Origin of the sequence: Miltoncostaea oceani (genome assembly GCF_018141545.1) — a bacterium.
In the GTDB taxonomy this organism is placed as follows: Bacteria; Actinomycetota; Thermoleophilia; order Miltoncostaeales; family Miltoncostaeaceae; genus Miltoncostaea; species Miltoncostaea oceani.
In genome coordinates this window covers 2,180,561-2,201,808 of sequence record NZ_CP064356.1, presented here as the reverse complement: position 1 = coordinate 2,201,808, position 21,248 = coordinate 2,180,561, and the positions used below count along the sequence as shown (strand labels likewise).

27 protein-coding genes are annotated in these 21,248 nt (G+C 75.4%); 23 read left to right on the top strand and 4 right to left on the bottom strand.

What is annotated here, in order from left to right; genetic code table 11:
- Positions 1-61: 61 nt before the first annotated feature.
- Genes IU369_RS11270 through era form a run of 7 tightly spaced genes read left to right on the top strand, consistent with a single transcriptional unit; the run spans position 62 to position 5,032 of the window.
- Entirely contained in the window at positions 62-910 is an 849-nt protein-coding gene (locus IU369_RS11270; protein ID WP_217921080.1) for a 50S ribosomal protein L11 methyltransferase, read from the top strand.
- A complete protein-coding gene (locus IU369_RS11265) occupies positions 907-1,647 on the top strand; it encodes an RsmE family RNA methyltransferase (RefSeq protein ID WP_217921079.1) in 741 nt (246 codons plus the stop codon). The genes IU369_RS11270 and IU369_RS11265 overlap by 4 nt, the downstream gene beginning before the upstream one ends.
- The gene (locus IU369_RS11260) at positions 1,644-1,991 is read left to right on the top strand and encodes a histidine triad nucleotide-binding protein (RefSeq protein WP_217921078.1); all 348 of its coding nucleotides are present in this window, start codon (positions 1,644-1,646) and stop codon (positions 1,989-1,991) included. The genes IU369_RS11265 and IU369_RS11260 overlap by 4 nt, the downstream gene beginning before the upstream one ends.
- The gene (locus tag IU369_RS11255; RefSeq protein WP_246551243.1) at positions 1,988-2,950 is read left to right on the top strand and encodes a PhoH family protein; all 963 of its coding nucleotides are present in this window, start codon (positions 1,988-1,990) and stop codon (positions 2,948-2,950) included. Before IU369_RS11260 ends, IU369_RS11255 begins: the two co-directional genes overlap by 4 nt.
- Entirely contained in the window at positions 2,947-3,342 is a 396-nt protein-coding gene (ybeY, locus tag IU369_RS11250) for an rRNA maturation RNase YbeY (protein ID WP_217921077.1), read from the top strand. The genes IU369_RS11255 and ybeY overlap by 4 nt, the downstream gene beginning before the upstream one ends.
- Positions 3,339-4,157 (top strand): diacylglycerol kinase, encoded by an 819-nt coding sequence (locus tag IU369_RS11245; RefSeq protein ID WP_217921076.1) that lies wholly within the window; start codon positions 3,339-3,341, stop codon positions 4,155-4,157. Before ybeY ends, IU369_RS11245 begins: the two co-directional genes overlap by 4 nt.
- On the top strand, positions 4,154-5,032 hold the full coding sequence (era, locus tag IU369_RS11240; RefSeq protein WP_217921075.1) for a GTPase Era: 879 nt from the start codon (positions 4,154-4,156) through the stop codon (positions 5,030-5,032). The genes IU369_RS11245 and era overlap by 4 nt, the downstream gene beginning before the upstream one ends.
- Here era and IU369_RS11235 read toward each other — a convergent pair.
- Positions 5,013-5,420 carry a thiol-disulfide oxidoreductase DCC family protein gene (locus tag IU369_RS11235; protein WP_217921074.1) on the bottom strand — a complete coding sequence of 136 codons (408 nt, stop codon included), beginning with the start codon at positions 5,418-5,420 and terminating at the stop codon, positions 5,013-5,015. The genes era and IU369_RS11235 overlap by 20 nt on opposite strands.
- An 87-nt stretch (positions 5,421-5,507) precedes the next feature.
- Here IU369_RS11235 and IU369_RS11230 point away from each other — a divergent pair, with 87 nt between their 5' ends.
- Positions 5,508-5,687 carry a hypothetical protein gene (locus tag IU369_RS11230; RefSeq protein ID WP_217921073.1) on the top strand — a complete coding sequence of 60 codons (180 nt, stop codon included), beginning with the start codon at positions 5,508-5,510 and terminating at the stop codon, positions 5,685-5,687.
- A gap of 39 nt (positions 5,688-5,726) precedes the next feature.
- On the top strand, positions 5,727-7,400 hold the full coding sequence (locus IU369_RS11225) for an FAD-dependent oxidoreductase (RefSeq protein ID WP_217921072.1): 1,674 nt from the start codon (positions 5,727-5,729) through the stop codon (positions 7,398-7,400).
- Positions 7,401-7,413: 13 nt separating this feature from the next.
- On the opposite strand, the gene IU369_RS11220 is transcribed toward IU369_RS11225, so the two are convergent.
- Positions 7,414-7,860: a Fur family transcriptional regulator gene (locus tag IU369_RS11220; RefSeq protein WP_217921071.1), complete on the bottom strand. Its 447-nt coding sequence runs from the start codon at positions 7,858-7,860 to the stop codon at positions 7,414-7,416.
- A 103-nt stretch (positions 7,861-7,963) separates the two neighbouring features.
- Between IU369_RS11220 and IU369_RS11215 the strand changes: the two genes are divergently transcribed.
- Positions 7,964-8,461: a ferritin-like domain-containing protein gene (locus tag IU369_RS11215; protein ID WP_217921070.1), complete on the top strand. Its 498-nt coding sequence runs from the start codon at positions 7,964-7,966 to the stop codon at positions 8,459-8,461.
- A 39-nt stretch (positions 8,462-8,500) separates the two neighbouring features.
- On the opposite strand, the gene IU369_RS11210 is transcribed toward IU369_RS11215, so the two are convergent.
- Together IU369_RS11210 and IU369_RS11205 are read right to left on the bottom strand one after the other, a co-directional pair.
- Positions 8,501-8,950, bottom strand: coding sequence for a ferritin-like domain-containing protein (locus IU369_RS11210; RefSeq protein WP_217921069.1), 450 nt, complete (start codon positions 8,948-8,950; stop codon positions 8,501-8,503).
- Between the two features lie 36 nt (positions 8,951-8,986).
- On the bottom strand, positions 8,987-9,841 hold the full coding sequence (locus IU369_RS11205; protein WP_217921068.1) for a DNA-formamidopyrimidine glycosylase family protein: 855 nt from the start codon (positions 9,839-9,841) through the stop codon (positions 8,987-8,989).
- 70 nt (positions 9,842-9,911) lie between these two features.
- Here IU369_RS11205 and deoC point away from each other — a divergent pair, with 70 nt between their 5' ends.
- The 13 genes from deoC (at position 9,912) to IU369_RS11140 (ending at position 21,140) form a co-directional block, all read left to right on the top strand.
- Entirely contained in the window at positions 9,912-10,613 is a 702-nt protein-coding gene (deoC, locus tag IU369_RS11200) for a deoxyribose-phosphate aldolase (RefSeq protein WP_217921067.1), read from the top strand.
- The gene (hisIE, locus tag IU369_RS11195) at positions 10,610-11,242 is read left to right on the top strand and encodes a bifunctional phosphoribosyl-AMP cyclohydrolase/phosphoribosyl-ATP diphosphatase HisIE (RefSeq protein ID WP_217921066.1); all 633 of its coding nucleotides are present in this window, start codon (positions 10,610-10,612) and stop codon (positions 11,240-11,242) included. Before deoC ends, hisIE begins: the two co-directional genes overlap by 4 nt.
- Positions 11,239-12,768, top strand: coding sequence for an anthranilate synthase component I (gene trpE, locus IU369_RS11190; RefSeq protein WP_217921065.1), 1,530 nt, complete (start codon positions 11,239-11,241; stop codon positions 12,766-12,768). Before hisIE ends, trpE begins: the two co-directional genes overlap by 4 nt.
- Positions 12,769-12,775: 7 nt before the next feature.
- A complete protein-coding gene (locus tag IU369_RS11185) occupies positions 12,776-13,360 on the top strand; it encodes an anthranilate synthase component II (protein WP_217921064.1) in 585 nt (194 codons plus the stop codon).
- Between the two features lie 13 nt (positions 13,361-13,373).
- Positions 13,374-14,408: an anthranilate phosphoribosyltransferase gene (gene trpD / locus IU369_RS11180; RefSeq protein WP_217921063.1), complete on the top strand. Its 1,035-nt coding sequence runs from the start codon at positions 13,374-13,376 to the stop codon at positions 14,406-14,408.
- A gap of 10 nt (positions 14,409-14,418) precedes the next feature.
- On the top strand, positions 14,419-15,195 hold the full coding sequence (trpC, locus tag IU369_RS11175) for an indole-3-glycerol phosphate synthase TrpC (protein ID WP_217921062.1): 777 nt from the start codon (positions 14,419-14,421) through the stop codon (positions 15,193-15,195).
- Between the two features lie 2 nt (positions 15,196-15,197).
- Positions 15,198-15,731, top strand: coding sequence for an SAM-dependent methyltransferase (locus tag IU369_RS11170; RefSeq protein WP_217921061.1), 534 nt, complete (start codon positions 15,198-15,200; stop codon positions 15,729-15,731).
- Between the two features lie 26 nt (positions 15,732-15,757).
- The gene (locus tag IU369_RS11165; RefSeq protein WP_217921060.1) at positions 15,758-16,432 is read left to right on the top strand and encodes a lysozyme family protein; all 675 of its coding nucleotides are present in this window, start codon (positions 15,758-15,760) and stop codon (positions 16,430-16,432) included.
- Between the two features lie 54 nt (positions 16,433-16,486).
- Entirely contained in the window at positions 16,487-16,915 is a 429-nt protein-coding gene (locus IU369_RS11160; protein WP_217921059.1) for a hypothetical protein, read from the top strand.
- A gap of 75 nt (positions 16,916-16,990) precedes the next feature.
- Positions 16,991-17,617, top strand: coding sequence for a TlpA family protein disulfide reductase (locus tag IU369_RS11155; RefSeq protein WP_217921058.1), 627 nt, complete (start codon positions 16,991-16,993; stop codon positions 17,615-17,617).
- The gene (locus IU369_RS11150) at positions 17,614-18,051 is read left to right on the top strand and encodes a cytochrome c-type biogenesis protein (protein WP_217921057.1); all 438 of its coding nucleotides are present in this window, start codon (positions 17,614-17,616) and stop codon (positions 18,049-18,051) included. Before IU369_RS11155 ends, IU369_RS11150 begins: the two co-directional genes overlap by 4 nt.
- Before the next feature lie 159 nt (positions 18,052-18,210).
- Positions 18,211-20,097: an HD domain-containing phosphohydrolase gene (locus tag IU369_RS11145; RefSeq protein WP_217921056.1), complete on the top strand. Its 1,887-nt coding sequence runs from the start codon at positions 18,211-18,213 to the stop codon at positions 20,095-20,097.
- Positions 20,098-20,108: 11 nt separating this feature from the next.
- A complete protein-coding gene (locus IU369_RS11140; protein ID WP_217921055.1) occupies positions 20,109-21,140 on the top strand; it encodes an HDOD domain-containing protein in 1,032 nt (343 codons plus the stop codon).
- Positions 21,141-21,248 lie beyond the last annotated feature (108 nt).

Sequence of the window (21,248 nt, the reverse complement as noted above, 5' to 3'; positions counted from 1 at the left end):
ATCGGGAATACCGGGTCTGCCGAGGACGCCGCCTCGCGATGGGATGCAGCCGGGAGATGTCATGAGACGTCCGGCGCGGGGCGCCGGCGCCGCGCTGACGCGGCTCACCGTCACGGTGGCCGCGGGCGACGCCGAGGTCGCGGCGGCCGAGGCGTCGGCCCTGCTCGGCTGCGGCTTCCGCGAGGGCACCGGCCCGGCGGGCGCGGCCGTGCTCGACTTCTGGGTGCCGCCCCCGGCGGCCGACCCGGCGCGGCTCCGCGCCGCGCTCGCGGCGATCGGCGTGGCCGCCGAGGTCACCGCCGCCGACGAGGACCCGGCGTGGATGGACGCGATGCTCCGGTTCCACCGCCCCGTCGAGATCGCCGGCCGGCTGCGGATCCGGCCGCCGTGGGAACCCCCCGTGGCCGGGCTGCACGACGTGGTGATCGACCCCGGCATGGCCTTCGGCACCGCCCAGCACGCCACGACGCGGGGGTGCCTGGAGCTGCTGTGCGCCCTCCCGCCGGGCGGGCCCCTGCTCGACGCCGGCTGCGGGTCGGGCATCCTCGCGATCGCCGCCCGCCGCCTCGGGTTCGACCCCGTCACCGCCCTCGACCACGACCCCCTCTCGGTGCGGGCGACCATCGACAACGCCCGCGTCAACGGCGTCGCCCTGACGGTCGCGCGGCGGACGATCGGCGTTGACCGCCTGCCCGACGCCCCCCTCGTCATGGCGAACCTGACCGGCACGGTGCTGCGGATGCTCGCCGCGGCGCTCGCCGGCGGACCCGCGCCCACCCGCCTGATCGCGTCGGGCATGCGCCCCGACGAGGTGCCGTCCGTCGCGGCGGCGATGGCGCCCCTCGGCCTGGCCGAGTCGCGGCGCATCCAGGCCGAGGGGTGGGCGACGGTCCTCCTCGAGCGCGGGTGAGGCACACCTTCCGCTACGTCGTCGACGGGGACCTCGCCGACGGCGCCGAGGTCGCCCTGTCGGCCGGTGACAGCCACCACCTGGGCCGGGTCGTGCGGCGCCGCCCCGGCGACGAGGTCGGGCTGATCGACGCGGACGGGGCGATCTGGTCCGCCGTCGTGGTGGGTACCGGCCCGCCCGCGGTGGTGCGCGTCGTGGGGGAGGGGGCACGCCCCGCCGACGCCGCGACGGTGACGCTGTACCAGGGGCTCGCCGAGTGGGGGCGCCTCGACACCGTCGTCGAGAAGGCCGTGGAGCTCGGCGTCTCGGAGGTCGTCCTGTTCACCTCGTCGCGGGCGCGGCGGGTGCCGGACGCGGCGTCGTGGGGGAGGCGCCGCGAGCGCCTCGCGCGGGTCGCCGAGGCCGCCGCCCGGCAGTCGGGGCGGGCTCCCGTGCCCGGCGTGCGGGGGCTGGTACCGTTCGACCTCGTACCCGGCGAGATCCCCGACGGGGAGGGGTTCCTGATCGATCCACGAGGCGACGCGACGCTCCCGGCGGCCCTGCGCGCCCGCGCGCCACGGGCCCGGACCGCGCTCGTCGTCGGCCCGGACGCGGGCTTCTCGGCCGAGGAGGTCGACGGCGCCCGTGCGGAGGGGCTCGCGATCTGCCGTCTGGGCGCCACGGTCCTGCGCGCCGAGACCGCCGCCATCGCCGCCGTGACGCTCGCCGCCGCGCGCGGCTGGGAGGAGGACGCGTGACCGACGCCGGCTGCCTGTTCTGCCGCATCGTGGCGGGGGAGATCCCGGCCACGGTCGTCGCCCGCGACGACCACCACATCGCGTTCGAGGACATCTCCCCGAAGGCCCCGACGCACGTGCTCGTCATCCCGCGCCGCCACGTCGCCTCGATCGCGGGCGTCGACGGGCTCGACGCGGCCGAGCGCGCCGCCATGCTGACGTTCATCGCGCAGGTCGCGGCCGACGCCGGCCTCCACGGGTCCGGGTACCGCGTGACCACCAACCACGGTGAGGACGCCCGCCAGAGCGTCCACCACCTCCACTGGCACATCATGGGCGGAGGACGGCTATCCGAGAGCATGTGAGCGCGTCCGACCAGGTGGTCCGGACGATCGAGCTCGACGACCGCGTCGCGGTCGAGCTGGCCGGGGAGCAGGACAGCGTGCTCCGGGCGCTGGAGGAGCGGCTCGCCCTCGAGATCAGCCTGAGGGGCAACCGCCTGACGCTGGAGGGGGAGGAGGGGCGCGTCAGCGCCGCCGCCGAGGTGGTCGGCGAGTTCGCCGAGCTCGTCCGCCTGGGCCGCAGCGTCGCCCCCGGGACCATCGACACGATCGCCGACGCCATCGAGGGCGCCGAGCCCGTCGGCCCGATGCTCGACGACGTCGTCTGGCGCAACGGGCGCTTCCTCGTCACGCCGCGCACCGGCGGCCAGAAGCGCTACGTCGACGCCGTCCGCAGCAACACCATCACGTTCGGGATCGGCCCGGCCGGCACCGGCAAGACCTACCTCGCGGTCGCGATCGCCACGGCGGCGCTGATGCGCCGCGAGGTGGCGCGCATCATCCTGACGCGGCCCGCGGTCGAGGCCGGCGAGCGCCTCGGGTTCCTCCCCGGCGACCTCGCCGCGAAGGTCGACCCCTACCTGCGGCCCCTGTTCGACGCCCTCTACGACATGCTCGACGGGGAGCGCGTCGAGGGCCTGCTCGAGCGGGGTCAGGTGGAGGTCGCGCCCCTCGCGTTCATGCGCGGCCGCTCCCTCAACGACAGCTTCATCATCCTCGACGAGGCGCAGAACACCACGCCCGAGCAGATGAAGATGTTCCTCACCCGGCTCGGCAACGGCTCGCGGATGGTCGTCAACGGCGACATCACCCAGGTGGACCTGCCGTCGGCGCAGCGCTCCGGCCTCGTCAGCGCGACGGAGATCCTGGAGGGCGTCGAGGACATCGGCTTCGTCCGCCTCGACCGTCGCGACGTGGTCCGCCACCGCCTCGTGCAGCGCATCGTCGACGCGTACGGCGCCGCGGAGGGCGCCACGACGTGATCGAGGTCGAGGCGCAGGGCGCGGGCGCCGACACGGCGCCGCTCGTCGCGCGCCTCGAGTGGGCGTGCGCCCGCCTCGGCGTGACCCGGGCGAGCATGGGGCTCATGATCGTCGGGCCCGAGGAGATGGCCGCCATCAACGGGGAGCACCGCGGGAAGCCGACGCCGACCGACGTCCTCGCCTTCCCGGTCGACGGCCCCGAGGCCCGGGAGTGGCCGGAGGACGGGCCGCCCCCCGAGCTCGGGGACGTCGTGATCTGCCCCGACGCCGCCCAGGACCCCCTCGGCACGCTCGCCGTCCACGGCCTGCTGCACCTCCTCGGGTACGACCACGAGGTCGACGACGGCGAGATGCTGGCCCTGCAGGACCGCCTCGTGGACGAGGCGCCGTGACGACGTCCGAGAGCCCGCCGACCGGCCACGCCCCCGGCCCGGGCGGCCCCGGCGGCCGCCGCGGCCTCGGGTCGCTGCTGCGCCGGGCGTCCCACACGAGCCTCCCCCGCCAGGGGTCGCTGCGCTGGTCGTTCAACTGGGCGTTCGAGGGCATCGTCTACGTGCTCCGCACCCAGCGGAACATGCAGATCCACGTCACCGCCGCCGTGGTGGTGCTGGTGTCCGGGCTGCTGCTCGACTTCTCGCGCCTCGAGCTGGCGGCGGTGCTCGGCGCCATCAGCCTGGTGCTCGTCGCCGAGATGATGAACACGGCGATCGAGGCGGCCATCGACGCCGTCGTGACGACGTACCACCCCCTCGTGAAGATCGCGAAGGACGTCGCCGCCGGCGCGGTGCTCGTCGCCACCGTGAACGCCCTGGCGATCGCATACTTCGTCTTCTACGACCGCCTCACCGACGGGGGCCGCGACCTGCTCGTCGGGGTGCGGCGCTCGCCGACCCACCTCGTCGTCGTGACGATGATCGTGACGGTCATCGCCGTCATCGCGATCAAGGCGTGGACCGGGCGGGGCACGCCCCTGCGCGGCGGCCTGCCCTCCGGTCACGCCGCCGCGGCGTTCGCGGCGTGGGCGGCCATCACCATCATCGCGGAGCCCCTCCGGCACGCCGTCCTCGTCTCGACGCTCGCCTTCCTGATGGCCCTCCTCGTCGCCCAGTCGCGCGTCGAGGCCGGCATCCACTCGATCGTCGAGACGCTCGCCGGCGCGGTGCTCGGCACGTGCGTGGCGATCGTGATCTTCCAGTTGTGGGGATGAGCTACCGCTCCGGCCTCGTCGCCCTCGCCGGGCGCCCCAACGTCGGCAAGTCGACGCTCGCGAACGCCCTCGCGGGGAGCCACGTCGCGGCGGTCTCCCCGCGCCCGCAGACCACCCGGCGGCGCATCACCGCCGTCGTCCACGGGGAGGACTGGCAGGCGGTGATGCTCGACCTGCCGGGCTTCCAGCGCCCCGCCGACGGCCTCACCGTGCGGATGCAGGCGACGGTCGACGGGAGCCTCGCCGACTGCGACGCCGCCCTCTACGTCCTGAACGCCGCCGAGCCCGTCGGGGGTGGGGACCGCTTCATCGCGGAGCGCCTCCGCGCGTCGAAGCTCCCGGTGATCACGGTGCTGAACCAGATCGACCGGCTCTCCCGCGACGAGGTGGCGGCGGCGATCGCCCGCGCGGCGCTGCTCGTCCCGTTCGTCGAGCTGCACCCCGTCAGCGCCCGCGAGGGGGAGGGCGTCGAGGCGCTGCGGGCCGACCTGCCCCAGCTCCTCACCGAGGGCCCCCGCTTCTTCCCCGAGGGTATGGCGACCGACCAGACCGAGGAGGAGCTGGCCGCGGAGCTCATCCGCGAGGCGGCCCTGCTCCGCCTGCGCCAGGAGATCCCCCACGCGCTCGCGGTGGACGTGCAGGAGATCGAGCCGGCCCGGCACGGCGTCGTGGTGCGCGCCGCCGTCCTCGTCGAGACCGAGTCGCAGAAGGGCATCGTCGTCGGCAAGGGAGGCGGCATGATCCGCGACATCGGGTCCGCCGCCCGGTCGGCGCTCGGGCGCCTGTGGGGGACGGAGGTCCACCTCGACCTGACCGTCCGCGTCCGCAAGCGCTGGCGCGACGACGAGTCGATGCTCACCCGGCTGGGTCTGTAGCCCTCCGGGCGATCACGTCCGCCGCCCACCGGCGGGCGCGGGGGCGCACCAGGCGGCCGAGCCGCCCGCGCCGCGCGGCGACCGCGCGGTATCCGGCCTCGGCGGCGCGCGGCACCCGGGCGACGAGCGCGGCGGGGACGCGGCCACCCGGCAGCAGCCGCAGCAGCGGGGCGACCGCGGCGCCCGCCGACCGCGGCACCCCGTCGTCGCCGACGAGGTGCCAGGAGCCCATCCGGGTCGCCGTGTCGAGGCCCGCCAGCAGGCGGCCGCCCTCGGGGGACTGGATCTCCACCGGCCGCAGCGCCCGGCGCCGGTCGAGCGTCAGCACGACCGCGGCGCACCAACGGCAGAAGCCGCAGTCGCGGTCGTGGAGGAGCGCGGCGGTCACGCACCGAGGGTAGGGCACGCGCGTCCCCGCGCACCCGTGACACCCGGCCCGTCCATCGCCCCTACGGCGTCGTGTAAGGTCACCCTCATGCGTGACATGCGGACGAGCGAGATCGAGGTCTTCCCCGCCTACGGCGCCCGCGCCCGCGTGTGGGGGCGCTTCGAGCGCGACCTGCGGGAGTGGATGGAGACCCCCGAGGGGCGCTTCGCCCGCTGGCACGCCGGGATCGTCGTCGCCGGCGCCGAGCCCGAGGGCGACAAGGACTGACACGACGGCCGGCGGGGCGCCTGCGCTAGCTTTGCGCCCATGACGCCGCGGATCCGGGCAGAGCCGTTCCCCGACCTCGGGGACCCGGTCCTGTACCCGCGGCTGACGGACGAGAAGGTCGCGTGGTTCGCGGAGCACGGGGAGCGCCGGACGTTCGCGCCCGGCGAGGTGCTGTACGCCCAGGGCCAGCGCGACGCGCCGTTCTTCGTGATCGCGTCCGGCCGTGTCGAGTTCATCGACCGGCACCCGGGCAAGGAGGTCCTGATCGCCGAGGCCGACGGCGGCGTGTTCATCGGCGACATCGCCACGTTCACGGGCGAGCCGGCCATCGTGTCCGCCGTCGCGTCCGAGCCGACCGAGGCGATCGCGTTCGCCCGCACCGGCCTGCGCGAGATGCTCGCGGCGAAGCCCGAGATGGGCGAGCTGGTGCTCGGGACCCTGCTCGCGCGGCGCGCCTGGCACGAGGGCGCCGGCCACGGGGTGCTGCGCCTCATCGCCGACCGCGGGTCGCGACGGGCGTTCGAGGTGCGCGACCTCCTCGAGCGGAACCTGCTCCCCGTGCGGTTCCACGACGTCGACGAGGACCCGCAGGCGGTGAAGATCCTCGACTGGCTCGGGATCCCCCCCGCCGAGACGCCCGTCCTCATCCGCAGCGACCGCATCCTGCGCAACCCGTCGGCGGCGCAGGTCGCCCGCGAGCTGGGGCTGCGCGCCGACGTGGACGGCCAGCGGTTCGACCTCGTGGTCCTCGGCGCCGGCCCGGCGGGGCTCGCGGCCGCCGTCTACGGCGGATCCGAGGGGCTGCGGACGCTCGTCGCCGAGGCGTGGGCGCCCGGCGGGCAGGCCGGCACGAGCAGCCGCATCGAGAACTACCTCGGCTTCCCGAGCGGCGTCTCCGGCGCCGAGCTGACGCGCGCCGCCACCCTGCAGGCACGCCGGTTCGACGCCGTCCTGTCGAGCTTCCACCGCGCCGTCGAGCTGGCCGACGGCCCCGAGGGCCTCGTGCGCGTCGACCTCGACGACGGGCAGTACGTGCTGGCGCGCGCGCTCGTCATGGCGACGGGGGCGCGGTGGCGGGAGCTCGACCTCCCCGACGTCGCGCGCTACCGGGGGGCGGGGCTCTACCACGCGGCGATGCCGGCGGACGCCGAGCGCTACCGCGACCGGGACGTCGTGGTCGTCGGCGGCGGCAACTCCGCCGGACAGGCCGCGATGCACCTCGCCCGGCATGCGCGCAGCGTGCGGGTCGCGGTGCGCGGCGCCGGCCTCTCCCAGACGATGTCGCGCTACCTCGTGGACCGCGTCGAGCGCAACCCGCGCATCGAGGTGATGACCCGCACCGAGGTCGCGGGCGTGCACGGCGCCCGCCGCGTCGAGGCCGTGACGCTCCGCGACGGCGCGAGCGGCGCCGAGGAGCGCGTCCCGGTGGCGGCGGTCTTCGTGATGATCGGCGCCGAGCCGTGCACCGAGGCGGCCAGCGGCATCCTGCGCATGGACGCGGCCGGCTACCTCCTCTGCGGGCCGGGCGCCGCCGCCTGCGACGGGCGCCTGCACTGGCCGCTCGAGGAGCGCCCCCCGCACCTGCTCGAGACCGTCCGTCCCGGCGTCTTCGCGGCCGGCGACGTGCGCGCCGGCGCGTCGAACCGCGTCGCGGGCGCGGTCGGGGACGGCGCCCTGACCGTCCGCTTCGTCCACGAGTTGCTCGCGGCCTAGGCCGCGACGCGGGTCAGGCGGCGGAGGGGGCCGCGGCCGCGCACGACGCGCAGAGGCCGCGGATGACGACCTGCGCCGCGTCGGGCGCGAAGCCCGCGCCACGCGCGGCGCGCAGGAGGGCGCCGTGGTCGACGGCCCCGTCCACGTCGGCGATGGCGCCGCACCCGCGGCACACGAGGTGGTGGTGCTCGTCGGTGCGGGGGTCGTAGACGGCGGTGCCGCTCTCGGTGGCGACGCGGCGCACCAGGCCCATCTCCTCCAGCAGCTCGAGCGTCGCGTAGACCGTCGGCAGCGAGACGCCGGGCAGACGTGCGGCGACGGCGGTGTGGATCTGCTCGGCCGTCGCGTGGTGGTCCAGCTCGCGGACGGCGGCGGCGATCACGAGCCGCTGGGGCGTGACGCGCTGGCCGCGCGCGCGGAGGGCCGTGTGCAGCCCGTCGTCGATGCGCGTGGTCGCCATGCGCCGGACTATAGCGCAAGCGATAGGCATCCCTTACTCGCACGTTGTTCTAAGTGATTTGCTACCGTGCCCGGATCGGGAAGCGAACGGGAGGAACGGGACGATGAGGACCCAGAGCAGGGTCGCCACGGGCATCCTGTCCGACGCCCAGTCCGCCAAGCGCGAGGAGATCCTCGAGCTGCTGCGGCGCGCGTACTGGATGGAGATGGAGACCGTCATGAGCTACCTGGCGAACTCCGAGAACCTCGACGGCATCCGGGCCGACGAGATCGCCGAGGCGCTCTCCGAGGACGTGGAGGAGGAGCTCGGGCACGCCCGCCGCTTCGCCGCGCGCATCAAGGAGCTGTACGGCACGCCGCCCGGCTCGGCCGGATTCGCCCCGGAGCAGACGTACCTGCAGCCGCTCGAGGACGGGGCCGACGTGGTCCCCGTGATCGAGGGCGTCATCCAGGCCGAGAAGGGCGCCATCGAGCACTACCTGCGGATCATCGAGGCCTGCGACGGCGTCGACTGGGCGACGCAGGACATGGTGATCGAGATCCTCCGCGACGAGGAGTCGCACCTGCGCACCTTCGAGCGCTACCTGCGCGAGTACGCGTAGGGCCGGGGCGGGGGCGGCGCGGCGCGCCGCCCCCGCGCCTCAGGCGGGGCCGCCCGCCCCGCGCAGCACCCGCAGGAGCATGTCCACCTGCCCCTGCTTGCGCATGATGAGGTGCTCCACCAGGTGCTCGAGCGCCTCGGACCGCGGCTCCTGGCCCGTCGGGGGGATCACGGCGTGGAGCGCGGCGACGGCCTCCTCCTCCTGGCGGACGAGCGCGCCGACCATGTCGAGGGCGTCCTCGTGCCAGGCGAGCGGCGCCACCTCGTCGGTGGGGTCGCCGCCGAGGGCGACGATCTTCTCCACGAGCCGCCGCGCGTCGCCGAGCTCCTCGGCGGCGGAGGCCGCGAGGCGCGGCGCGAGGGCCTGGCCGGCGAGGCCGGTCAGCCCGCCCGCCGCGAGCGACAGCTGCAGCGCGGATCGTTGCTGGAGTCGCAACGCCGCGTTCAGCAGCGTCAGGACCTGGTCGACATCCATCTCGTCATCGGACATGGGCCGCGGAGTACCCGGCGGCGCGCCGTCCCACGCTCAGTCCAGGAAGCGGCTCATCCTGCGGTCGCGGTACACCGTGCCGCCGGTCTGGCACGCCGGGCAGTAGACGAGGTCGTACTCGCGGAACGCGACGTGCTCCAGGCGCGTGCCGCACCGCAGGCACGGCTCGCCGTGGTGGCGGTGGACCGCGGTGACGCGCTGCTCGCGGTTCGGCAGGTCTGTCGTGATGCGCTCGCGGGCCCGGTCGAGTGCCTGGACGAGCACGGCGTCGGCCGCCCGCGCGAGGCGCGCGTAGGCGTCGTCGTCGAGCGAGGCGACCCGGGCGAAGGGGGCGAGGCGCGCCGCCCACATGATGTCGCTGGCGTAGGCGCGGCCGATGCCCGCCACGCGCCGCCCGTCGCGCAGGGCGGTGTGCAGCACGGCGCCCCGGCCGCTGGTGAGCGCGTCGCGCCAGCCGGCGGCGTCGAGGCCGATCGGCTCGGGGCCGAGCCGCGTCAGCGGGCGGTGCTCCGCGAGCCCCGCCGCGTCGAGCAGGTGGGCCGACGCCCGCCGCGTCGTCGACAGCTCGCGCAGGCGCAGCACCTCCCCCTCGCCGATCCCGAGGTCGATCGCCGCGGTGCGCCCCGGCCGCCCCGCCGGGGCCGCCGCGACGCCGAGCCGCCCGGCCTGCATCAGGTGGATCACGAGCGTCCGGTCGCCCTCCGCCTCCACGCCGAGGATCTTCCCGCGGCGCCAGATCCGCGCGATGCGGCGGCCGGCGAGGTCCCCGATCGGCGGCACCGCGGTCTTCAGCGTGTGGTGCTGGTGCACCCGCGCGTCGGTGATGAGCCGTCCCGCGAGGGCGGCGGTGAGGCCCTCGGCGAGCGCCTGCAGCTCCGGGAGCTCAGGCACGGACGGCCCCGCCCGGACCCGTCGCTATACTCGGCCGGATGATCGAACCGCCACGTCCCGCACGCTCCTGATGCGGGCCGAGGACCTCACCAAGACGCTCGATCTCACCGTCGTGGAGCCGGACATGACGGAGGAGGATCTGGAGCGGTTCTGCGCCGCGGCGCGGGAGCACCACTTCGCCGCCCTGTGCACCCACCCGCGGTTCGTCCCGCGCATGGCGGAGCTGCTGAAGGGCTGCGACGTCAAGTCGTGCGCCGTCATCGACTTCCCCGCGGGGGACTCGACGCCGCTGGAGCGGGCGCAGCAGGCCGACCGGGCGGTGGCCGAGGGTGCCGACGAGATCGACGTGGTCATGAACTACCAGGCCATGCTCCGAGGTGACTTCACGGGCGTCCGCGACGACCTGATGCGGGTCGTGCGGGCGGTGCGCGGGCGCGCGGCGAACGACGCGCGCGGCGACGTCCTCGTGAAGGTCATCATCGAGGCGCCGGTCATGAACGACAAGGTCAAGAGGCTGGCCTGCAAGATCGTCGACGACGTCGGCGCCGACTTCGCCAAGACGTGCACCGGCGTCACCACCCGGGCGACGGTCCACGACGTGGAGCTCCTCCGCGACGCGCTGCCCGAGCGGGTCGGCGTCAACGCCTGCGGAGGGGTGGACACCCTCGAGGCGGTGCAGGCGATGATCGGCGCCGGCGCGGCGCGCGTCGGCACCTCCCAGGCGCTCGCGGTGATGGCGGAGCTGGCGGCCCTCAACGGGGACGCCGCGTGAGCGGCGGGGCGCTGCCCGACGACGTCCGGTTCGGCCCCGACGGGCTGATCCCGGCGATCGTGCAGGACGCCACCGACGGGCGCGTGCTCACCCTCGCGTGGATGAACCGCGAGTCCCTCGAGATGACGATCGCGCGGCGCGAGACGTGGTTCTGGAGCCGGTCCCGCCAGGAGCTGTGGCACAAGGGCGCCACCAGCGGCAACACGCAGAAGGTGCGCTCGGTGTCCCTCGACTGCGACGGCGACGCCGTGCTCGTGACGGTCGACCAGACCGGGGTGGCCTGCCACACCGGCGCCGCGACGTGCTTCCACCGGCCCCTCACCGAGGACGCGCCCGAACCGTACGCCGCGCTCACCGACCTGACGCGCACCGTCACCGCCCGCGCGGCCGACGCCGACCCCGACTCGTCGTACACGGCGCGCCTGCTCGCCAAGGGCATCGACACCGTCTGCAAGAAGGTGGGGGAGGAGGCGACCGAGGTCGTCATCGCCGCCAAGGGCCGCGAGCACGGGCAGGTCGTCTACGAGAGCGCCGACCTGCTCTACCACCTCGCCGTGCTCTGGACCGCGGCGGGCGTGAGCCTGGAGGAGGTGGCCGCCGAGCTCGCCTCCCGGCGGGCGCCGGCGTGACCCGCCTGCGGCTCGAGGTGCCGCCCCGCCGCGGGGCGCAGCTCGAGGTGACCCCCGGCATCGAGCAGGTCCGCGCCATGGTGGGCGTGCACGGCCAGGTGACGCTCACCCACACCTACATCGCCGACTGCGAGACCCCCGTCAGCGCCTTCCTGAAGCTGCGCGACGGCGGCCCGGCGTTCCTCCTGGAGTCGGTCGAGCACGGCAAGCTCGGGCGCCACTCGATGATCGGCGTGCGCCCCCAGGCCGTCATCCGCGGCGCCGACGGCGCCCTGGAGGTCACCGACGAGGGCGGCGGGACGCGCCCGCTGGACGCCTCCGACCCGTTCGGCGCGGTCGAGGACGTGGTGCGCGGCATCGGCATGGCCCCACCGCACGAGCCGCTCGCGTTCTCGGGGGGCGCCGTCGGCTTCTTCGGCTACGACCTCGTGCGCACCGTCGAGAACCTGCCGGGCACCCCGCCCGACGACCGGGGGATCCCCGACCTGATCGCGCTCGTCACCGGCCCCGTCGTGGTCTTCGACCACCTGCGGCGCTCCCTGACGATCGTCGTCCCGTGCCGCATCGACCCGGGCGGCGACGTCGACGGCGACTACTGGCGGACCGTGGCGACGCTCGCCGACCTCAAGGGCCGCCTCTCGGGTCCCGTCCCGCGCCCGGCCGACCGCGACGAGGAGCCCACGCTCGGTCCCGTCACGAGCAACATGGCCCGTGAGGAGTTCGAGGCGGCGGTGGAGCGCGCCCGCGAGTACATCTACGCCGGCGACGCCTTCCAGGTGGTCCCGTCGCAGCGGTTCTCCGCGCCGATGACCCTCGACCCGTTCGCGGTCTACCGCGGCTTGCGCACCGTCAACCCGTCGCCCTACATGTACTTCCTCGAGACGGGCGAGGTGACGCTCGTCGGGTCGTCGCCGGAGCTGCTCGTCAAGGTCGAGGGCGACCACGTCGAGATGCACCCGATCGCCGGCAGCCGCCCCCGCGGCGCCACCGAGGAGGAGGACGACCGGCTCGGCACCGAGCTGCTCGCCGACCCCAAGGAGCGGGCCGAGCACGTGATGCTCGTGGACCTCGGGCGCAACGACCTCGGCCGGGTGTCGGAGATCGGCACCGTCCGCGTCACCGACCTCATGGACGTCCGCCGCTACAGCCACGTCATGCACATCGAGAGCTCCGTCGTCGGGCGCCTCGCCGAGGGCCGCCGCGCGTCCGACGCCCTCCGCGCGACCTTCCCGGCCGGCACCCTGTCGGGCGCCCCGAAGGTGCGGGCGATGGAGATCATCGACGAGCTGGAGCCCACCAAGCGCGGCCCCTACGGCGGCGCCGTCGGCTGGCTCGGGTGGGACGGCGGCCTCGACACGTGCATCACGATCCGCACCATCGTCTGCCGCGACGGCGTCGCCCACGTGCAGGCGGGGGCGGGCATCGTGGCCGACTCGGTCCCCGCGACCGAGTACGAGGAGACCCAGAACAAGGCGGCCGCGCTCTTCCGCGCCATCGAGGTCGCCGCGGCCCAGTCGGACTGGTAGGGCGCCGATGACCGCCACGGCACCCCGGGTCGTCCTGATCGACAACTACGACAGCTTCACGTACAACCTCGTCCAGTACCTGGGCGAGCTCGGCGCCGAGGTGCTCGTGCACCGCCACGACGCCATCGACGTCGCGGGGATCGCCGCGCTCGCGCCGACGCACCTCGTCGTGTCGCCCGGGCCGAAGACCCCCGACGAGGCCGGCATCTCCGTCGCCGCGATCCGCGAGCTGGCGGGGCGCATGCCGATCCTCGGCGTCTGCCTCGGCCACCAGGCGATCGGCCAGGCCTTCGGCGGCCGGGTCGTGCGGGGACGCGAGCCCGTCCACGGCAAGACGAGCGAGATCCACCACGACGGCGCCTCCGTGTTCGCCGGCCTGGAGAACCCGATGGTCGCGACGCGGTACCACTCGCTCGTCGTCGAACCGGCCGACGCGCCCGACCTCGTCGTCACCGCCCGGTGCGACGGCGACGTCGTCATGGGACTCCGCCACCGCGAGCTGCCCGTCGAGGGCGTGCAGTTCCACCCCGAGTCGATCCTCACCGGGGCCGGCCGGCCCCTGCTGTCGAACTTCCTCTCCCTGGCCGTCTGAGTACCATCCCGCCGTGCCCAGCGAGGTGATCTCCCAGGCGATCGACCGCCTGCTGGCCCGTGAGGACCTCGGTCGCGAGGGCGCGTCCCAGGCGCTCGAGGCCGTCATGTCCGGCGAGGCCGGCGACGCCCAGACCGCGGGCCTGCTCATCGCGCTGCGGGCGAAGGGGGAGACCGCCGACGAGCTGGCCGGGCTCGCCGCGACGGTCCGCGCCCACGCCGAGCCCGTCGCGCCGCCCCCCGGGCCGTTCATCGACACGTGCGGCACCGGCGGCGGCCGCCCGACGTTCAACATCTCGACGACGTCGACGTTCGTCGTCGCCGGCGCCGGTGTGGCGGTCGCCAAGCACGGGAACCGGTCGGCCACGTCCAAGTGCGGCAGCGCCGACGTGCTGGAGGCGCTCGGCGCCCGCATCGACCTCGACCCCGACGGCGTGTCGCGCTGCCTGGAGGAGACCGGCCTCGGCTTCATGTTCGCGCCCGCCCACCACCCGGCGTTCCGCCACATCGTCCCCGTCCGCCGCGCCCTCGCGGTCCGGACGATCTTCAACCTGCTCGGCCCCCTCACCAACCCGGCGGGCGCCCCGCGCCAGCTCATCGGGGTCAGCGACGCCGCCTACCTCGACCGCATGGGCCGCGCCCTCGAGATGCTCGGCTGCGAGCGGGCCCTCCTCGTCTGCGGCCGCGACGGCATGGACGAGGTCTCCTCGGGTGCCGTCAGCGACACCGTCGAGATGGACGCCGACGGCGTGCGCACCGGCGTCATCGACCCGGCCGCGCTCGGCGTGGCGCCGCCCTCCGACGGCGACATCGCCGGCGGCGACCCGGCCCACAACGCCGAGGTGCTGCGCTCCGTGCTCGACGGGGCCGCCGGCGCCCCCCGCGACGTCGTCGTGCTGAACGCCGCCGCCGCCATCTGGCTCGCGGGCCGCGCCGCGTCGCTCGACGCCGCCCTCCCGCTCGCCGAGGCGAGCATCGACGAGGGCGCGGCACGGGAGCGCCTCGACGCCTTCGTCGCCGTCACCCGCCGCCTCGGCGCGGCCGCGTAGGGTTTCGGGGATGCCGACCTTCCTCGAGACCGTCGTCGAGCGCACCCGCGCCGGCGTGGAGGCCCGCAAGCGGGAGCTGCCGGCCGACGAGCTGCGCACCCGCCTCGGCCCCGCCCGCCGCGGGCGCCCCTTCTCGGAGGCCCTCATCTCCGAGGGGATCTCCCTCATCGCCGAGATGAAGCGCGCGAGCCCGTCACGCGGCCCCATCCGCCCCGACGCCACCGTCGCCGACGTCGTCCGCGCCTACCAGGAGGCCGGGGCGCGCGCGGTGTCGGTGCTGACCGAGCCGGAGTTCTTCGGGGGCAGCCTCGACGACCTCGTCGCCGCCCGCGGCGCGTGCGACCTGCCGCTGCTGCGCAAGGACTTCGTGGTCGACGAGTACCAGCTGCTCGAGGCGCGGGCCGCGGGCGCCGACGCGGTGCTGCTGATCGTCGCGGCGCTCGAGCGGGAGCGCCTGCAGGAGCTGATGGCCGTCGCCTCCGACCTCGGCATGGACAGCCTCGTCGAGGTGCACGACGAGGACGAGGTCGAGGCCGCCGTCGACGCCGGCGCCGAGGTGCTCGGCATCAACAACCGCGACCTCCACAGCCTCGAGGTCGACCTCGACACCACCTTCCGCCTGCTGGCCGACGTGCCCGCCGGCACCGTCGTCGTCGCCGAGTCGGGGATCACCCGCCACGACGACGTCGAGCGCCTCGAGCGCGCCGGCGTCGATGCGATCCTGGTGGGGGAGGCCCTCATGCGGGCCGACGACCCCGTGCGCGCCGTGCGGGAGCTGCTCGGGTAGCGATGGGGAGGGCGTCGCCGCGCCTGGAGTGGGCGGTCGGCACGCTCGGGTTGCGCCCCGGTCACCACCTCCTGGAGGTCGGCTGCGGCCACGGGGTGGCGGTCGGCCTGGCCGCCGCGCTCGTCACGGCCGGGACCGTCACGGCGCTCGACCGGTCGGCGACGATGACCGCGGCGACGGCGCGGCGCAACGCCGCCGCGATCGCGGAGGGCCGCGTCACGGTGCTGACGACGGCGCTCGAGGACGCCGACCTGCCGGCGGGCCGCTTCGACCGGGTGCTGGCCGTCCACGTCGACCTGGTCCGCGGGACGGGGGACCCCGGCCTCGCCGTGCTCCGCCGGGCGGTCGCGGCCGGCGGGCGCCTGCACCTGGTGATGCACCCGCCCGTCGCCCGGGCCGCGGGCGACTTCGCGACGCGGGCGGAGCGGGTGCTCCCCGTCCACGGGTTCACCGTCGAGGAGGTGCTCCACCGCGACCTCGGCGGCGCCGCCGCCGTCTGCGTCGTCGCACGACCGGGCGCCCCGCCCTCAAGGTGAGGGCGGGGCGGACCGATGCGCAGGCGATGAGCATCGAGGCGGCATCGGGACTGACGGCGACCCTCGCGAGGATCCGCGAGATCACCGGCGGCCTCGCCCCGGCGGCCGCCACCACGGTCACGGCCACGACCGCCACGACGACGGCCACCGGTGGCGCGGCCGGAACGACCACGACGCAGAACGCCTTCGCGGCCGCCCTCGACGGCGCCATGGGGACCCCGGCGGTCGCCGGCACCCCGGCGTCCGCGTCGGGGGCCTCGCCCGTCACAGGCGCCCAGCTCGACGCGTGGATGGCCTCCAAGAACCCCGGCGCCCCGCTCGTGGGGCTCGGCGACGTGTTCGTCCGCGAGGGCGTCGCGAACGGCATCGACCCGCGCGCGCTCGTCGCGATCGCGCGGGCCGAGAGCTCCCTCGGCTCCGACCCCGGCGCCCGGTCCCGCAACAACGCCTTCGGCTGGGGTCCCCACCGGACCTTCGCGAGCTGGGAGGAGAACATCGCCACCGTCGCCCGCGGCCTGCGCACCGGCTACCTCGACGACGGCCTCGTCACCCTGCCGCAGATCCAGGCCCGGTACGCGCCCCTCGGCGTGGGGAACGACCCGACGAACCTGAACTCCAACTGGCTCCGCAACACGACGACGCTGTACCGCGAGCTCGGCGGCGACCCGGCCGGCTCGGTCGCCCTCGGCGGGGGCCGGTAGGCCGATCGACCCGGGGTCGGCAGGGCCGGCCCCCGGAAGGGCGAAGATGGTGCGGTGCGCCGCCGCCGCCGATACGAGGTCGTCGTGGAGGGGCTCTCCGGACAGGCCGCCTCCCAGCGCAGCGTGATCGGCGAGCACCGCTCCGAGGCCGAGGCCCGCGAGGCCGCCGCGCACGAGCGCAAGCGCCTCGAGGTGATCTACGGCGAGGGCGCGAGCGCCTGGCGGATCGTCGTCGTGCGCGACGACGAGGTCGTCGCGGAGGAGCGCCCCGCGGCGTCCCCCGACCGCCGCACCCCCGAGCCGGAGCCGGACCCCGGCGACCCGCCGCCCCCCGTGCCGACCGAGCGCGAGGAGTGGCCGGACATGGACATGAGCGGCCCCGTCCCCGACTGGGTGATCAACCGGGTCGAGGAGTCGATCGCCCGCCGGCGTGAGAAGGAGCGCGGGACCGGGGACGAGGGCGAGGCCACCCCGGAGGACTGACGCGCGTCGATCGGCCACGCCGATCACGGGCGTTCGGCCCCCGGCCGCCGTCGCGCGCCACGCTACCCTGGGGGGGTGGACGCCCCTCCCGACCCGACGACGCCCCCCGAGAGCGGATGGGACCGGCGCCGCACGATCGCCGCGGTCGTCGGCGCGATCGTCGTGCTCGGGGTGATCGGCCTGCTGGTGGTGGGCCTCGTCAACAAGGACGCGATCGGCACCTCGATCCAGGACGCCCTCGACGCGGGCGAGCGGCCCGAGGCGCCCGAGATCAGCCTGCCCGTGCTGGTGGCCGCCGACGGGATCGGTCCCGTCGACTCCGAGGTGTCGCTCTCGTCCCTGCGCGGCAAGACCGTCGTGCTCAACTTCTGGGCCTCCTGGTGCGAGCCGTGCGAGGTCGAGGCGCCCGTGCTCGAGGAGGTCGCCCGCCGGTACCGCGGCGACGGCGAGGTGGTGGTGCTCGGCGTCGACGTGCAGGACCTCCGCGAGAGCGCCCTCGGCTTCGTCGACCGCAACGGCCTCACGTACCCGACGCTGCGCGATGGCGAGGACGACGCCAAGAACGCGTTCCAGGTCCCCGCCCTGCCGGAGACCTTCGTGATCGACCCGGAGGGCCGGATCGGCCTCAAGATCCGGGGCGTCGTGCAGCAGCCCGACCAGCTGACGACCGCCATCGACCAGATCCTGGCGGAGTCGCGGTGATCCGCCGGGTCGCCCTGGTGCTGCTGGTGCTCCTGGCGGCGCTGCCGGCGACCGCGCTCGGGCTGACGGTCAACGAGGTCGCCCGCGAGGTCCGCTGCCCGACCTGCAACACGCCGCTCGACACGTCGAGCGCGCCGGTGGCGCAGGACATGAAGCGCTACATCGCCCAGCGCATCGAGGCCGGCTGGGACAAGGACCGGATCATCGACGGCCTCGTCGACGAGTTCGGCCAGGGGGTGCTCGCGACCCCGCCGAAATCGGGGTTCGACCTGATCGCGTGGCTCGTGCCGGCCCTCGCCGTGCTCGTCGGGCTCGCCGCGATCCCGGTGATCGCCCGCACCTGGGCACGCCCCGGGGCGCGTGAGGCGCCCGTCGCCGAACCGACGCCCGACGAGGCCCGTCGCCTGGAGGACGAGCTCCGCCGCCTCGGGTAGGTCCGCGGAGCGGCCCGTCGGCCCCCCGTCGCTTCACTTCGCCCCCCCACGCGCCGATATCCACCCCGAGCGACGGCGGGGAGGCCGCGAGTGCCCGCATGGAAGCGGAGTTCCTGGAGTGTCGTCAGCCCTGCGCGGCTGGCCGAGATCATCGAGCGCATGTCCGCCGAGCGGCGGCCCGAGCGGGTGGCCCCGGCCGCCCTCGACGCGGCCCTCGCCGCGACCGGCGCACGCGGTGGCCGCATCGTCGCGCACCCCTCCGGGGCCGTCCTCGCCCGTGAGGGCGACGGGTCCGAGGGCGGGACCGTCCGCGCCGACCTCGTCGGCCGGGACGGACTCATCGGGCACGTGGAGATCTGGGGCGCCGCCGACGAGGCCGAGGCCGAGGCCGCCCTCCGGCTCGTCGCCGCCGTCTGCGCCCGTGGCCTGGAGCACCTGTCCCTGCAGCGCGAGCAGGCCGACGAGCGCGAGCGCGCACGCCGCCTCGGCGCCGCCGCCAGCGCCGTCCACGGGTCGCGGGAGCCCCGCGAGGCCGTCGCCCGCGTGCTCTCCGAGGCGCGGACCCTGGTCGACGCGCCGGCGGCCGCCCTGCTCGCCGCCGGCTCCCCGAGCCCCGAGGTCGCCGCCTACGACGGCATGGAGCCGCTGTCGCCCGCGGACCTGGCCGCGCTCGTGCCGCCGGACCGCCGCGCCGCGATCCTCGACGGGGCCGGGTGGACCGGCCCCCTCGCCGACGGCCCCCTCCGCGACCGCGGCCTCGCCAGCGTCGCGCTCGTCGGCGTCGGCGAGGGCGCGTCGCTCGGCATCCTCGCCGTGTTCGGCGTCTCCGACGACCCCCTGCGGGTCCCCGACCTGGAGGCCCTCGCCCAGCTCGCCGCGCACGCCGCCGCGTCGCTGACGATGTCCGTCCTCCAGCAGGAGATCCGGGATCTCGGGGCGGTCGACCCGCTCACCCGGTTCTTCAACTCCCGCTACTTCCACGGCCGCCTCGACCAGGAGTGCCAGCGCGCCCTCCGCGCGGGCGTCCCGGTGAGCATCGCGGTCCTGTCGCTCGACGGACTCGAGGAGCTGCGCGCCCAGGGGCGCGAGGTCGCCGCGGAGGCCGCCGTCGAGGCGCTCGCCGGCCACCTCGCCGACCGCCTCCGCGCGATGGACGTCGGCTGCCGCCTCGGTCCCGACGAGCTCGCGGCGATCCTGCCGGAGGTCGAGGGGATCGACGCCCTGCGCGTCGGTGAGCGCCTGCGCGCCTCCCTCCCCGGCGTCGCGGGCCTCGAGGACGGCTTCACGCTGTCGATCGGCGTGGCGAGCTTCCCGACGCAGGCGGGGCGTCCCGAGTCGCTGGTCGAGAACGCCATGAGCGCGCTCGCGTGGGCCCGGGCCCACGGCGGCGACCGCACGTTCCTCTACTCCGCCGACACCGCCGAGATCCTCCGCGGCGAGGAGCGCGGCGCCGAGACCGACGACGAGGCCGTGCTGACGACGGTCGCGTCGATCGCGGCCGCCATCGACGCCCGGCACCCGGCGACGATCCACCACTCCGAGAACGTCGGTCGCGTCGGCGCCCTCCTCGCCGCGGAGCTCGGGCTGCCGCCCGACCGGGCCGAGGACGTCCGCGTCGCGGGGTTGCTGCACGACGTCGGCAAGATCGGCGTCAGCGACGAGATCGTCGTGCCCGACCACGAGCTCACCGAGGACGAGGAGCAGGAGCTGCGCCGCCACCCCGAGATCGGGGAGCGGATGCTCGCGGGCAGCCGGCTCGAGACGGTCGGGCCCTGGGTCCTGCACCACCACGAGCGGATGGACGGCACGGGGTACCCGGCGGGACTCCACGGTGAGGAGATCCCCCTCGAGGCCCGCATCCTCGCCGTCGCGAACGCCTTCGACCGTCTCTCGAACGGGGGGCCGACGCGATTCCCGCTGCGTCCCGCCGATGTCATGAACGAGCTCGAGCGGCGCTCGGGCGACGAGTTCGATCCCGTCGTCGTGGCGGCGCTGCGGTCCCTGGTCGGCAGGGGCGCGGCGGACGTCACGCGACCGGCTGGCTGAAGGAGCCCCCTGTGAGCACGACCTCCCCCGACACCGTCACCGCGCCCGAGGCGCCCCGCGTCACGGCCCGGGCTGTCGCGGAGGCGGCGGACCGCCTGGCCGCCCCCTCGCCCGTCGTCGCCGGCGTGCTGCAGCTGCTCGACGAGGGCTCGGCCCCCGTGCGCCTCATCGGCGCGCGGGTGTCGCAGAGCCCCGAGGTGGCGGCCCAGGTGCTGCGCCTCGGCAACTCCGCCCTCTTCAGCGAGCCGGTGGACACGATCGAGCGCGCCATCGTGCGGATCGGCGAGCGGACCCTGCGGGGGCTGCTCCTGGCCGCCACGACGTACCGCCTGCTCGAGGGGCCGCTCACCGCCTACGGCTACCCGCGCCTCTACCTGCTGCGGCACTGCGGCGAGGTGGCGGTGATGGCCCAGTCGCTGGCGCGGCTCGGCCCGGCGGCGCTCGCGTCCCAGGTCTACCTCGCCGGCCTGCTGCACGACCTCGGCAAGCCGATCCTCGCGACCATCGCCGAGGACCGCGGGATGGACGTCGGGGAGGAGGTCGTCACCTCGGTCGCCCGCGAGCGCGAGCTGTTCGGCACGGACCACACCCGCGTGGCCGCCTGGATCGCCCGGCGGTGGGGGCTCCCCGAGGACCTCTGCCTCGCCATGGAGCGCCACCACGACGCCGCGCCGCCGGCCGAGGCCGTCGCGCGGCCCGTCTGGCTCGCCGACATCGCGGTGCGCGCGTCCGGCGGCGACGAGGAGGCGATCGCCCGCCTGCCGCTCGCCGCGGCCGAGTGCGGCCTCGCCCCGGACGCCCTCGAGACCCTGCTCATGTCGTCGCCCGACACCGACGGCCCGCGCCGGCCCCCCGGCCTCACGGACCGCGAGGTCCAGGTGCTGCGGCTGCTCGCCCGCGGGTCCGCGGCGAAGCAGGTCGCCCACGAGCTCGGCTGCTCCGCGTCGACGGTCCACAACCACCTGCACCACGTGTACCGCAAGCTCGGTGTGTCCGGCCAGTCGCAGGCCCTCCTCCTCGCCCGTGAGAAGGGCTGGGTCTAGGGCCATCACGCGACACCGGGCATCGTGGCCACGGAGCCTCAAGTCCTGCTCTGATGATTCGATACCACCCGTGAGACGTATTTACCTATGGATGGAGTGCGGTCATGG